The 13829-nt window shown below is 40.5% G+C and carries 9 protein-coding genes; 8 read left to right on the top strand and 1 reads right to left on the bottom strand.

Going from position 1 to position 13829, the window contains the following annotated elements:
• Window positions 1-289 precede the first annotated feature (289 nt).
• Genes ACGHVY_RS12935 through ACGHVY_RS12925 form a run of 3 tightly spaced genes read left to right on the top strand, consistent with a single transcriptional unit; the run spans window position 290 to window position 6208 of the window.
• Window positions 290-3559, top strand: a complete 3270-nt coding sequence (locus tag ACGHVY_RS12935) for a SusC/RagA family TonB-linked outer membrane protein (protein ID WP_390599395.1) — start codon at window positions 290-292, stop codon at window positions 3557-3559.
• Between the two features lie 20 nt (window positions 3560-3579).
• Window positions 3580-5001 carry a RagB/SusD family nutrient uptake outer membrane protein gene (locus ACGHVY_RS12930; RefSeq protein ID WP_390599394.1) on the top strand — a complete coding sequence of 474 codons (1422 nt, stop codon included), beginning with the start codon at window positions 3580-3582 and terminating at the stop codon, window positions 4999-5001.
• A 7-nt stretch (window positions 5002-5008) separates the two neighbouring features.
• Window positions 5009-6208 carry a DUF4369 domain-containing protein gene (locus ACGHVY_RS12925; RefSeq protein WP_390599393.1) on the top strand — a complete coding sequence of 400 codons (1200 nt, stop codon included), beginning with the start codon at window positions 5009-5011 and terminating at the stop codon, window positions 6206-6208.
• Between the two features lie 105 nt (window positions 6209-6313).
• Here the strand turns inward: ACGHVY_RS12925 and ACGHVY_RS12920 are convergent, their stop codons facing one another.
• Window positions 6314-7765: a glycoside hydrolase family 10 protein gene (locus ACGHVY_RS12920; protein WP_390599392.1), complete on the bottom strand. Its 1452-nt coding sequence runs from the start codon at window positions 7763-7765 to the stop codon at window positions 6314-6316.
• A 109-nt stretch (window positions 7766-7874) separates the two neighbouring features.
• Between ACGHVY_RS12920 and ACGHVY_RS12915 the strand changes: the two genes are divergently transcribed.
• The 5 genes from ACGHVY_RS12915 to ACGHVY_RS12895 all read left to right on the top strand — a co-directional run bounded on the left by ACGHVY_RS12915 (window position 7875) and on the right by ACGHVY_RS12895 (window position 13816).
• A complete protein-coding gene (locus ACGHVY_RS12915) occupies window positions 7875-9305 on the top strand; it encodes a carbon starvation protein A (protein ID WP_390599391.1) in 1431 nt (476 codons plus the stop codon).
• Window positions 9302-9532: a hypothetical protein gene (locus ACGHVY_RS12910; protein WP_167966660.1), complete on the top strand. Its 231-nt coding sequence runs from the start codon at window positions 9302-9304 to the stop codon at window positions 9530-9532. The genes ACGHVY_RS12915 and ACGHVY_RS12910 overlap by 4 nt, the downstream gene beginning before the upstream one ends.
• 4 nt (window positions 9533-9536) lie before the next feature.
• Window positions 9537-10022 carry a hypothetical protein gene (locus ACGHVY_RS12905; protein WP_390599390.1) on the top strand — a complete coding sequence of 162 codons (486 nt, stop codon included), beginning with the start codon at window positions 9537-9539 and terminating at the stop codon, window positions 10020-10022.
• Window positions 10023-10280: 258 nt separating this feature from the next.
• Complete coding sequence (locus ACGHVY_RS12900) at window positions 10281-11831, top strand: O-antigen ligase family protein (RefSeq protein ID WP_390599389.1); 1551 nt, start codon at window positions 10281-10283, stop codon at window positions 11829-11831.
• A 170-nt stretch (window positions 11832-12001) separates the two neighbouring features.
• The gene (locus tag ACGHVY_RS12895) at window positions 12002-13816 is read left to right on the top strand and encodes a transglutaminase-like domain-containing protein (protein ID WP_390599388.1); all 1815 of its coding nucleotides are present in this window, start codon (window positions 12002-12004) and stop codon (window positions 13814-13816) included.
• Window positions 13817-13829: the final 13 nt, after the last annotated feature.

Raw genomic sequence — 13829 nt, 5'->3', positions numbered from 1 at the left:
AAATAAAAAAGAGATTACCACCAAATTTGGCGAAGAACCGTTATGTAGTATTACGTATTTTGAACGGTAAAGAAAGTATTCCATCCATGAGCAATATGTAAATCCCTTGAACTTGGAAATGAATATGTATAACAAAGAATTATAATATAGGGCTACTTTTTTTTTAAGTTGAACTTTTTTTAGTCTAATCTTGATTTATTATTCAAAAAAACTAAAGAGTTGTATAATAATTCATATATTTGTATTCTAACGTAGAAACAAAACAAATCATGAATATAAAAAAACTCGTATGATTAAATGGATTTGTTGTTCTGCACTAATTCTATTTGCCAGTCCTTCTTTTTCGAACGTGGCCGGGATGTCCGGTGAGTCTGATAAGACAAACATGAATTTAGTGCATTCTGTAGAACAAAGTAGAGAAGCAGTTTTAGAAGGAAAGGTGACTGACAAGGACGGGATAGAACTTCCGGGAGTTTCGGTTTCATTGGAAGGTACTACGTACGGAACGGTGACAGATGTTGACGGCCGTTATCATTTGAAATTCCAGGGTACTAAAGGACAAAAAATCATTTATTCATTTATCGGGATGAAGACTCAGGTATATCTCTATACCGGTGTCTCTTCTCATAATGTGGTGTTGGAACCGGATGATATTGTCTTGGATGATGTGGTAGTAATAGGCTATGGCAGCAAGAATAAGAAGAGCCTGACAAGCTCGATTGCTTCTATGGATAAAAAAGAGATGGAACGACTTTCGGCCACTTCCGCCACCATGGATAATATGTTGGCGGGTAATATCAAGGGGGTGTTAGTGTCAACTACCAGCGGCGAGCCGGGTGCGGCATTGAAGATTAATGTGCGTGGCATCACTTCCCCATATCCTAATATGGTGACCGGACAAGATAATAATATACCCTTGTATGTCATTGACGGAGTACCCATGTTTATGGAAAACAATTCATTGAATCCTTTGATGAACATTGCCCCCAGCGATATAGAAAGTATTGATGTGCTGAAGGATGCTGCCGCTACGGCAATTTATGGTTCCCGTGGCGCCAATGGAGTTATCATAGTCAAGACCAAAGGCGGGCGGAAAGGCGAGAAGGTTACTGTGGAGGCAGGTTATACTTTCTCTGTCGGCAATCCGGTGAAGAACTATGATCCGTTGAATACTTTTGAGTTCAAGGAGTTGCAGAATACGATTCTGAAAAACACGGTGAATGCGGTAAATATTGGAATGTCCGATGCTAACGAGATTGTGGATTTAATGAATCAGTTTGGTAAAGTAAGAGTACTCCAATATGATAAAAATGACATTCCGTCTTTATTGGCGTATGACGGAATAGATGACTCTAAGTATGGAACAGCCAACACCGACTGGGCACAGGAAGTGAGAAACAAAAATGCAGCGACTCATCAGTATAATGTAGCAGTACGCGGCGGTTCGGAGAAGACCAACTATTCATTCTCTTTTAACGGCTTAAATCAGGAAGGGCTCTTGATAAATGATAATTTGGAACGTTACGCGGCTCGTTTATCTTTGGATACAGAAATTAATAGCTATGTTTCTATGGGAGCTACCTTGAGCTATTCTTATTCTAACCGTAAGAGTGGTTCGCAGGAATCCTTTATGGGAGCCAGTAGCGGTACTTGGCAGACACGCCCTGATGTGTCGGTTTTTGATGAGAATGGTAACTACAATTGGATTAATGTATCAGGAGCCTATGGCTCAGGAGGAGGCGTATATATGTATGACGCTAATCCGGTAGCCCAATTGCAGCGTAAAGCAGAATATGTCAATGACCAGTTCCTGGGAAATGCATATGCAGAAATTACTCCGTTGAAGGGATTGAAGTTCCGGGCGGATATCAATATATCGCGCTATACATTCAAGAGTAGTTATTTCAGTCCGAAAAATACTCAAATGAAAGTAGAGATGCCTGAGTATGATGTGGTGGACTTGTCTCCTTCCTTATTATCGACTTATAATACAGGAATAACCAATACTTCTATTAATTTCCGTGCCGATTATAACCTGAACATAGACAAACATGGCATTACCGTTATGGCTGGATATGGTGCAGACCGTTATTGGATGGATTCCAACAGTAATATGTATCAGGGTTTTCCCAATGATGAAGTGTTGAATAATCCGGGGTCTGCAAGCATGATAACTCAGTATTCTGATTTCTACTCGCGTAGCGGGTTGAATTCGGTTTATGGACGTGCCACTTATGATTATGACAGTCGTTATCTGGTTGAAGCCAGCCTTCGTGCAGACGCTTCTTCCAAATTCGGCCCTGCCAATCAGTGGGGTGTATTCCCTGCCATATCATTGGGCTGGAGAATAAACAATGAGAAGTTTCTGAAAAGTATCACTCAGATAGATGATTTGAAATTGCGCTTTAGTTGGGGTAAGACAGGTTCTACGAATGTAGCTGACTTTTCTTACAAGCAATTCTTTTTGGGGTCAGATAAATATATGGGTAATTCCACTACCACTTTGCAGGATTTGCTTCCCAATACCGGTGTCCGTTGGGAAATGACTACGGAATATAATGTGGGAGTGGATTTCAGTTTTTTCAATAATCGTCTGACCGGTAGTATTGATGTCTATCATCGCTATACGGACGGGGCTTTGGCTCCTGCGCCCCATATACTGGAGTCCGGTTTTAAGAGTTATTACAGCAATATCATTGATATGACCAATAATGGTGTGGAGGTGAATATCGGCGGTGATATCATCCGCAGCAAGAATTTTGTCTGGAATACGAATTTCAATATTGCTGCCAACCGTAATAAGATTAAGCGTCTGAACGGTGCTACCATCAGTGCTGGTATGCAGGATGCTTATATTGAAGGAATGCCTGCCGGAACTTTGAAGGGATATAAGGTGAAGGGTATCTGTCAGGATTTGAGCGAACTGGAAGCATTGAATGCCGCTTCTCCTACCGGGATTTATCAGACCAATACTGGGGTGGGCGACTATATTATGCAGGATATAGACGGTAATGGTATGATTGATGTCAACGACCGTGTAGTAATAGCCAATCCTGAGCCGAAATGTTTTGGTGGATGGCTGAATACATTGACTTATAAAGATTTTGCCCTGTCGTTTCTCTTGCAATACCAGTTTGGTGGCGAGGCTCTTTACGGTAATTTGCAAACAGATATGGTAGGAGCATTGGGACAGAGTGTATTGCGCGAACTTTATGGAAATACGTGGACTACTGAAAACACGAATGTTCGTTATCCCCAGTTGGTATTTATGGGGCGTGAATCCTATAATTTGACGGATAATGACCGTTATGTTTTCAAGACTTCTTACCTGCGTATGAAAAACATAACGCTGTCCTACAAATTGCCTCAGGCGATGACTTCTAAATGGGGAGTGAAGAATGCATCTGTATTTGCTACGGTCACCAATCTGTTTACCATCACCAATTGGCCCGGTTTGGATCCGGAGTCAATCGGAACCATAGTGACGCAAATGAGTTCTTCCAGTGACCCTTATCCCATGAGCCGTACATTCTCTCTAGGAGTGAAGGTACAGTTTTAATGATTTAAAAACAGGAATATATGAAACTAATTTATAAACTTCTCTCCCTGTTGTTTGTCTCGGTTGCGGTTCAATCTTGTGACTTAATGGGGAGCATTGATGACATCAAACCTCAGCACGTGGTGGATGATGAGACTGTAATTGTTGATGCAAGTACTGCACAGATGGCCTTGAGTGGGGTGTATAGCAGTGTACGTAGTTATGATGTATGTATCTTCCGTGCTTGCATGTCTGTCTGGGCAGGCACTTATGGCAAAACGAATACTAGCGGTTCCAAGGATTTTATGGGCGACAGCCAGAATAAGACAGCTATAAAGGTCGAAAACATAGGCGTCGAGAATGCGTACAGAGGTTATTATTATATCATCAATGCAGTAAACTCATTCATTGATAACTTAAACACGAGTAATCCTTCCGATTTGTCCGAAACGCGTAAAAATGAAATGTTGGGTGAAGCCCGTTGTATGCGTGCCTTGATAAATATACATCTGTTGCGCTTGTTTGGCGAATATTATGATAACAATTCAGAATACGGTATCGTTCTTTATGAAAAGCCGGTACGTGATAATGAACCGAAAGCCCGTTCCAAAGTTTCCGATTGTTATAAACTGATACAAGATGATTTGGAGTTCGCTTCTGTCAATGCGCCTGCTTATCAATATGAACATTCTTTGTTTAGTACATTGGTTGCTAAGGCATTGATGGCCCGTGTTTATCTGACAAAGGGTGAATATACGAATGCGGCGGAATGGGCAGGTGAGGTGATAGATGAGGCAGAAGACTGTGGATATGGACTGGAAGAAGATTTCACTACTGTTTTCACTACCCAGTTTAATTCTCCTGAAATGCTGTTTGCTCCGTATGTTAATAAAGCGACTTCCGAATTGGTCAGTTCAAATTGGAGTGCCACAGAAGTAGGACGACTGCTGATTACTTTGGGAAAAACGATGGGAGAAGACGGAAAATTGGATCCTCGTTATCAAGCCACTTATGAGGGCATAAGAAACACGAATAAAACAGCAAAATATCCTTTGATAGTAGATGGTTATTCAGACGTTAATTCCTATTATTTCATGCGTTTGCCCGAGGTTTATTATATAAAGGCGGAAGCGGAGGCACGCTTGGGGCATTATGATGTCGCACGTGAATTAATGCGTCCGCTGTGCGACCGTGCCGGATATGCTGAAGACTACGTAGATCGTATCACAGATGCGGATGTGCTGGGCATGGTCTTGAAAAACAAGCTGATGGAACTCAGCGTTGAGAGCGGGGAAGAGTGGTTCGACTTGGTGCGTTATCATCAGAAAGGTGGATTTGAAAGCTGGACAACAGCCGAGAAAGCCCAACTGCCAGCCTTCAATCAGATCCTTCTTCCTATTCCCAGAACGGCTATGGCCGGAAATACTTTGTTGGTGCAGAATCCCGAATATCAATCTATATAAAATAATTATGAAAAGAGTATTCTTATTAATGCTTTGTGCATTATCTCTGATGGCCTGTCAGGAAAAGAAAGCAGAAGGTTACACTATTACTGGCACGCTGAAAGGTGATGCCGAGGGTGCAAGAGTAATGTTATCGGACGAACAGGCGTTTCCTCCGGTAAAACTGGATAGTGCCATCGTGAAGGATGGTAAATTCTCATTGAAAGGAAAGATAGATGCTCCGGAGATGTATTCTTTGATTATTGACATTAACGAACCGGGTACGGAACAGCCCGATTATCGGAATAAAAAGTTTAAAGTCAATTTTTATTTGGAGAATAGTGACATCACTTTTGATGGAGATGTAGCCACCCTGCCTTCTTATTATTATAATCCGGAACGTAAGGGAAAGCCTGTTATTAAAGGCTCTGCGTCTCAGGATTTATATAATAAACTGAAGGCGTCTACCCAAGAGGCTTCCGAAGAGTTGAGTAAACTAGGGAATCAATATGTAAAAGAATATTTTATACCTGAAAACGAAGGGAAAGATGCAACGGAACGTGGCATTGAAATCGTAAAGGCTGAGAAAGAATTTGCCGGACAAGTAAAAGAAGCTATATGGAAATTTATCAGGGAAAATACTTCTTCGGTAGTTGCTTTTGATGAGGCTTCTTACATAATAAAAGGTTATACTGCTACTCCTACTTCTTCTGAAATAGATGAGTTGCTGGGACTGTTGGAAGGGCCGTGGGCAGGAACCAAGCGGTTGGAAGAACTGAAGGAAGTTGCTGTAACGACCAGGAAGTTGGCTATCGGTGAACCTTATATAGATATTGAACTTCTGAATACGAAGGGAGAAAAGGTGATGCTTTCTTCTTTAGTTCCGAAGGACAAATATGTGATGCTGGAGTTTTGGGCTAGCTGGTGCGGTCCTTGCCGTGGTGAAATTCCTCACTTGGTGAAAGTGCACAATAAATATAAGGACTTCGAAATCATCAGTATTTCTGTGGATGCTAAAGAAAATGACTGGCAAAAGGCTATGAAAGAGGAAGGAATGGTGTGGACTCAACTTCGCAATCCCGGTGGACTGGAAGGTGATGTAAAAGAGAAATATAACATTCTCGGTGTTCCCACTTGTCTGCTGCTTGATAAAGAGGGGAATTTTTATAAATCGAATATGCGTGGTGCTTACCTGGATGAATTTTTGGTAGAGACTTACGGTAAGTAAGCATATTCTTAAAGGGCTATATTACAAATTTGTCATTCGGCTCATGTGAGTTTTAATATAATAAGGGCAACTATCTCATTGGGATTTAGTTGCCTTTTTGTATATTTACTCCTGTACGGGGAGGCTCTCATTTCCGTAACGGTCAACGGCAGTAACCGCAAAATGCTTTTTAGCATTCCAGGGCAGGATAGGGGCATAGATATAACTTGTCTCCCTGATATTCTGCGCAACGATATTTTCCGGTCGGCTGATGTCTACCGGATAGTCATTGGAAGCATAAATAATGTACATCGGTTTGTTGCGTTCGTCATTATCCGTAGCAGCCTGCCATTTTAATTCCGTATATCCATTCTCGATATTCGTTATTTTCAGTTCGGACGGAGCCGTAGGCGGAACATTGTCCAGCCAAGGCATCGGGGGCTGTAAAGCCGGATATGCATAGAAATTTTCCGCCAATTCATCGTAGATGCCTTGTGTGTTCTCCATGAGATATTTCACCCTGTAGTGTGCTTCACCCGCTAATTTATGACTGCGGATGAAGTTCATTTGGCGGTCTATCTCATCACGCGTCCATTTTCCTTCGTCGGGATGAAGGAAATAAATGCCGAGTCCCGGAATCACTTGCCGTCCGTTGCTCTGTTCCTGCCAGTCGAGGGCAAAAGGATAGAAACTGTTTCCCTGAAAATACATCATTGGATATATCTGGTCCATGATACCTTCGCCAAGCCATCCTTGCGGGTCTTGATAAACGGTAAAGAAAGCATTCCATCCGCGGGAAGGATAACGCGAAGTATCCCGGTACTTTCCTACCGGACTGGCACTGAGCTTTACCCACGGCTTCATCGCTTTTACACCTTTATATATATAGCGCACGATTTCCGAAATATTATCCCGCCGCCATTGCTCTACTGTGCGCCCTTTACCATATCGGCGAAAATCGTACTTGTCGGGAAAGAGAGGAGCATTCTCCGGATAACGCAGGTAATCGAAATGCACCCCGTCTATATCATAACGGCTTACGACTTCCCGCACCAGTTTCATCAGATACTCTTTAGTACCCGGATGTCCCGGATTAAGGAAATATTCATTTTTGTAAGGTACGCAAATATCTTTCACCCGTTTGGTGACAGACTGGCTGCTGAGAGAAGCAACGTGTTTTCTGTTTCCCAATGGGATAGTCACCATCCAGGCATGGCACTCCATACCTCGCTTATGACATTCCTCAATGGCAAAAGCGAGCGGGTCATATCCGGGATTTCCACCCGATTTGCCTGTCAGGATAGAGTTGAAAGGTTCGATGGATGAAGGATATAATACATCTCCGCGTGTACGTGTCTGAAACAGGATGGTATTGAAGTTGGCTGCTTTCAACTTATCGAGAATATCCACTAGTTCTTCTTTTTGCTTGCGGATACTTTGAGGACTTAAAGCACGTGTGCGAGGCCAGTCAAGACCATACAAAGCCGTAAGCCATGCGGCACGAACTTCATGTTTAGGCTGCGCAGCCACGAATAAGAAAGGAAACAAAAGTGAAAGAATGAAAATATATCGACGCATATTCTTTGTTTTTTGTTTTAAATCCCTGCAAAGTTAGTAAAAGTGTCGGTAATATTGGGCTGTTTCGTGAGATTATGTTACATTTGCCAAGCTAAAAAAACAACACCCTATGATAACATTTACTCTATGCCTGCTGGCGCTGATAGTAGGCTATTTTACGTATGGACGCCTGATGGAGCGCGTCTTTGGTCCCGACGACCGTAAAACACCGGCACTTACCAAGGCTGATGGAGTGGACTATATCCCTTTGCCAACCTGGAAGATATTCATGATTCAATTTCTTAATATCGCAGGATTAGGTCCGATATTCGGGGCGATAATGGGGGCTAAATTCGGAACTTCCTCTTATCTGTGGATTGTATTGGGAAGTATTTTTGCAGGTGCGGTGCACGATTATTTTGCCGGAATGCTTTCTTTGCGAAATGGCGGGGAAAGTTTGCCGGAGATTATCGGTCGCTATTTGGGGCTTACGACGAAGCAGGTCATGAGAGGATTTACCGTCATCCTGATGATTTTAGTAGGTTCTGTTTTTGTTGCCGGTCCTGCGGGGCTGTTGGCAAAGCTGACGCCGGAAAGCTTGGATGCGACGTTTTGGATAGTTGTTGTGTTTGCCTACTATATTCTGGCTACTTTGTTGCCTGTTGATAAAATCATAGGTAAAATCTATCCGTTGTTTGCGGTTGCCCTGCTGTTTATGGCAGTAGGAATCTTGGTGATGCTTTATGTCAACCATCCTGCTTTGCCGGAATTGTGGGACGGATTGCAGAATACAAATCCGGAAGCGAGTGAGCTTCCTATTTTTCCGATTATGTTTGTGAGCATTGCCTGTGGCGCAATTTCCGGTTTCCATGCTACGCAGAGTCCTTTAATGGCACGTTGCATGACTTCGGAACATCATGGACGCCCGGTGTTCTACGGTGCAATGATTACCGAAGGTATCGTTGCTCTTATTTGGGCTGCCGCTGCTACTTACTTCTTCCATGAGAACGGAATGGAAGAAAGCAATGCTTCCGTTATTGTGGATGCCATTACAAAAGAATGGTTGGGAGCAATCGGTGGGGTGCTTGCAATTTTGGGAGTGATTGCCGCTCCGATTACCTCGGGAGATACGGCTTTCCGTTCCGCCCGTCTGATTGTGGCGGACTTTCTGGGCATGGAACAAAAAAGTATACGCCGTCGTTTATACATCTGCATTCCGATGTTCGTGGTGGCTATCGGTTTGCTTTTATACAGTTTGCGTGATGCGAACGGATTTAATATGATATGGCGTTATTTCGCTTGGGCTAACCAGACTCTGGCTGTGTTTTCCTTGTGGGCTATAACAGTCTTTTTGGCGGTATCCAAGAAACCTTATATCATAACTTTGATACCGGCACTATTTATGACAAGCGTATGTTCAACTTATATATGTATTGCTCCTGAAGGGGTGGGACTTTCGCATGCAGTCTCCTACGGTATCGGCATAGCGTGTGTAGTGATTGCGGCAGCTTGGTTCTATGTTTGGCTGGGCAAGCAGAAAACAAGAAAATTATCAGAATGAAGAAAATAAAGAAATCGACGGGAGTTGCGTTAGCATTCCTTATTTATGTATCAGTAACGGCGGCTTATTTGTTGCCACGTAACACAGAAGTTAGTCTGACAGAGAAAGTTCTGACAGTGGGCGTCTCTTATGTCATTGTCTTTCTTCTTTGGTTAGTGCTCCGTAAAAAGGAACAAATGCGCGAACGCCGCAAAAAAGACGAACAATCTATTCACTTAAAAAAGTAAGTTTATGAAGAAATTAGCTTTAGCTCTTTGCTTATTGGCAGTCTCTTTCACTGCACAGGCACAATTTGAGAAAGGAACTACGATTATTAATCCTTCATTGTCAGGATTGGACTTTTCGTATAGTAAAAATGATAAAGCAAAATTTGGTCTTGGCGCACAGGTCGGTACGTTCTTTGCCGAAGGCATTGCCTTGATGGTAAACGCCGGAGCGGACTGGTCGAAACCGGTAGACGAATACATGCTGGGTACAGGAGTACGCTTCTACTTTAATAAAACCGGTATTTATCTGGGTGGCGGACTTGACTGGAACCGTTTCCGTTGGAGCGGTGGAAAACATCAGACGGATTGGGGATTGGGTATTGAAGCAGGATATGCTTATTTCCTTTCACGTACAGTAACCATCGAACCTGCCGTTTATTATAAGTGGCGTTTCAATGACGGTGATATGTCACGTTTCGGCGTTAAGATAGGATTCGGATTTTACTTGTAAATAAATGGAGAATTAGGTGTGAAGGACGGAGTGGAATGAATGCTTCGCTCATATAAGTCCCCCTTGCTACGGATATGTGTAACAAGGGGGATTCTTGTATTTAGGAGGGGGTATCTTTATGTATTATTTTGTCTTATTTGTGTACTAATTGGGAATGGAGATTTGTCTGTTTTGCTCATTTTTGTAAACGATAAGTGATTGTGTTATGTATATGTGAATATTTTTTTATTCCAATGAATGTTATAATGGCGAAAGTTAATGAATAAACTGTTTTTAAATATAATAGATGTCTTCTTATTGTGTTATGGCGTAATAGTGGGATTTTATTTATATATGGGACAAACTGAATTTATTCATTTTGAATTAGCAAAGTGGATTCTGTTTTTATTGTGCTATGTAATAACGAAAAGAATGCGACAAAAGCAATGGTGTTTGTATGGGATTATTTTGATAGGGGTAGTAGAAGCGGGCATTGCTATTGGGCAGAAAATACATTTAATAAAGAGTTTTCATCATGTTTTTGATGTGACAGGAACGTTTGGCAATCCTGGGCCATTAGGTGGTTATTTAGCTATAGCGATTATTGTACTTATTGGTCTTTATAGGGAATATTGGAGGAATTTTCGACAAAAATGGATTCTGCTTGCTTTTCTAATTTTATTTTTCACCACACTTGTACTGACAGAGTCTCGTGCTGGATGTTTGGCAATGTTTGCAGGTATTGGAAGCTTATATTTATTCAGCAAAAAAGATAGAAAGTGGAAATTCTCCATCTTTCAGAAATTAGGTGCCATTATATTAGTGTTATTACTTATTGTTGCTACATATTATTATAAGAAGGACTCTGCGGATGGACGTTTGCTGATATGGCGTGTTTCATCAGAAATGATTATGGATGCTCCTTTCGCAGGTCATGGTATTGGGACTTTTGAGAAACAATATATGTATTACCAAGCTCAATATTTTAATGCACATCCTAATTCTCAATATGCGAGATTGGCGGATAATATAAGTTATCCTTATAATGAATTTTTGCGTATAGGTGTGGAGTTTGGATTAATAGGGCTGGTTGTGGTTTTGGGACTTATAGTAGCTGTTTTTAAATATGCCTCTGTTCAAGGTCTCAATAAGATTTATTTGGCGACATTTGCTTCGTGGCTCACATTTTCTATGTTTTCATATCCGTCTCATGTGTTATTGTTATGGTTGTTGTTTCCTTTTTTATTAGGAGGAATACAATGCCAGAAAAATAGATGTGTTTCTGTAGGATATAAATTTCAAATAGTGGAGTGTATGATAATCATAGTTTGTCTGTTTTTTATCATACGGTATGGATGTGACTATTATTTATTGAAGAATAATATAAGGAAGCTTTATTTCTCATCGACCAAAACGACAGAAAAAGCAACGGATTATGTAGAACGACATAGATTGGAATTACAATCAGTCCCGCATCTGTTTGATATATATGCACAATATTGCTATAAGAATTATCCTGCGTCCAAAAGAATTATTATTTTAAAACAAGCTGCTACGATTATTCCTACTTCTGATTTGTATTGTGATTTGGGAGATACTTATAAAGAATTAAATCAAATAGATAAGGCGATAGAGAGTTATATTTTGGCTAGTAATATGGTGCCTCATCGTATATTGCCCGATTATAAATTATTTTGTTTGTACCGTGAAGTTGGAGATATGGCTCAAATGCTTAGGGTGGGATTAAAAGTTCTTAATACAGAGGTGAAAGTGGAAAGTACAAAAACTTTGCGTATGAAAGGAGATATAAAAAAAACTTTGAAAAAGTAGTGTTTAATCTGTTTGTTGGATTGTTGGATTTCTACGACTTTTGTGAAACGACAGTATAATTTTTACCATATTGTACGATTTTGGCATATTGTTGTATGATATAGTACTGAGTATATGCTTATTTACCTCGACCTTTGCCAGTGAAAAAATGACACTCAAAACAAATACTTATGAAGCAGACTTTGTTAATACTTATATTCTTTTTCTTATTTAGTTGTACCTCTTCATTTGATAAGACTGCTTGGAAAATAGCGGAACAATCTGTGACAAATAGCGAAGAACTAATCCGTTTTTTGGAGCATTATAAAGGGCAGGAGGATGAGGAAAAGTATAAGGCAGCTTGTTTTTTAATTCAAAATATGCCTAATAAATATTCTCTTAGTGGTAATGAACGAAAACGAATCTATGATATAGATATAGTAAAGTCAGACTCTCTTATATTGTCATTGGAATACTCTTTTCAATTAAAAGCAGAATCTCCTTATTTAAAAGATTATACTTTTGAGCAATTTTGTGAATATGTTTTGCCATATAGGGTTGCTAATGAGCCCTTGCAATATTATTGGAAATGGGATTGTATTAAACGGTTTGGCAATGGAGATAATAGTGATGATATCGTAAAAGCGGCACAAAAAATAAATGCACAAGTAAAAATTGAATTAGCACCGGATTTTTATAAAGATTCATTGAAATCATATACAGAGCTTCTGCAAACAGGTTATGGAAAATGTGATGATAGAAGCGCTTTAGTTGTTATGGCCTTGCGTTCAGCGGGAATCCCTGCTGCATTTGAAATGATACCGTATTGGGGAAGTAGTAATAACGGTCACTCTTTTATCTCAATGATACTGCCAAATGATAGTGTTGTAACCTTTCAGAATGATGATGAAAATGGAGTTAACGCTCTGCCCATACGAAAAATACCTAAGATTTATCGGAAAGTCTATACAATAACGTTTAAACAGCCACATAGTTATTATCCCGTAATGGAATATCCCGACTTATTTGCCAATGGTGATATTTTAGATGTAACAGGAGTACATCAGATAGGAACTCTGCATGTAACCGTTAATTCAGAAAAAGGAAAATCTGTTTATTTGGCTGTTTTCTCACCAGGTGGATGGACTCCGATAGCGTTCTCTGTAGACGGCAATTTTCAGAGTGCAGGGACTGGAACTCGTAAAGGAGTTCAAGATTCAGAGGAAGCATTAGACTTAGGAAATGGAATCCTATATCTGCCTTCTGATTTCACAAATGGGGAAATAACTCCTATTTCAAAGCCTATAATAGTTTCCAAAGATGGCGTTCATCATTTATCTTTTGATACGCTTCATAAGGAAACAGTCACGCTCATTCGCAAATATCCGTTGAATAAGAGGATTGTTGGATTTGCCCGTACCATGGTTGGTGGTCTGTTTGAAGGTGCAAATCGTTCGGATTTTTCTGATGCGGAAAATATTTATGAGATTGTCAAAGTGCCTGAAAGCCGTATGCAAACGGTGAATACATTATCTTGTAAAAAGTTTCGTTACGTGCGTTATAGAAAACCTAAAGGAGTGTTTAGTATTGCGGAATTTTCTTTGTATGATTCCGCAGGTATGCCTCTACAATTCCAACCGATTGCTTGTGAAGCTATCCTGGCAGATAGTATGATGAATACTATTTTTGATAATGTTCCCCTTACATACTATCAGGTGAATGGAGGATTTGATTTGTGGATAGGGGCGGATTTAGGAAAACAGACTGCTATCCCGATAATAGGATTTGCTCCTCGAAATGATGATAACTCTGTTGTTTCAACAGACTCTTATGAATTGTTTTATTGGAATGATAAATGGATTAGTTTGGGAAAGAAAATACCGATAAGAGATAATATTGTTTTTGAAAATGTTCCTAAAGGGGCTTTATTGTGGCTTCGTGATTTGACAAAAGGTAGAGAAGAACGTCCGTTTACTTATGAGAATGGGCGACAAATATGGTGGTAATAAATATTCTTAT

It is taken from the genome of Bacteroides sp. f07 (assembly GCF_042854785.1).
In the GTDB taxonomy this organism is placed as follows: Bacteria; Bacteroidota; Bacteroidia; order Bacteroidales; family Bacteroidaceae; genus Bacteroides.
Note: the sequence above shows the minus strand (reverse complement) of the source record. Positions and strands in the feature narration are given on the sequence as shown.

Coding starts and splice junctions, on each gene's coding strand:
- ACGHVY_RS12935 (WP_390599395.1), top strand. CDS start 290: ATGATTAAATGGATTTGTTGTTCTGCACTAATTCTATTTGCCAGTCCT.
- ACGHVY_RS12930 (WP_390599394.1), top strand. CDS start 3,580: ATGAAACTAATTTATAAACTTCTCTCCCTGTTGTTTGTCTCGGTTGCG.
- ACGHVY_RS12925 (WP_390599393.1), top strand. CDS start 5,009: ATGAAAAGAGTATTCTTATTAATGCTTTGTGCATTATCTCTGATGGCC.
- ACGHVY_RS12920 (WP_390599392.1), bottom strand. CDS start 7,765: ATGCGTCGATATATTTTCATTCTTTCACTTTTGTTTCCTTTCTTATTC.
- ACGHVY_RS12915 (WP_390599391.1), top strand. CDS start 7,875: ATGATAACATTTACTCTATGCCTGCTGGCGCTGATAGTAGGCTATTTT.
- ACGHVY_RS12910 (WP_167966660.1), top strand. CDS start 9,302: ATGAAGAAAATAAAGAAATCGACGGGAGTTGCGTTAGCATTCCTTATT.
- ACGHVY_RS12905 (WP_390599390.1), top strand. CDS start 9,537: ATGAAGAAATTAGCTTTAGCTCTTTGCTTATTGGCAGTCTCTTTCACT.
- ACGHVY_RS12900 (WP_390599389.1), top strand. CDS start 10,281: ATGAATAAACTGTTTTTAAATATAATAGATGTCTTCTTATTGTGTTAT.
- ACGHVY_RS12895 (WP_390599388.1), top strand. CDS start 12,002: ATGAAGCAGACTTTGTTAATACTTATATTCTTTTTCTTATTTAGTTGT.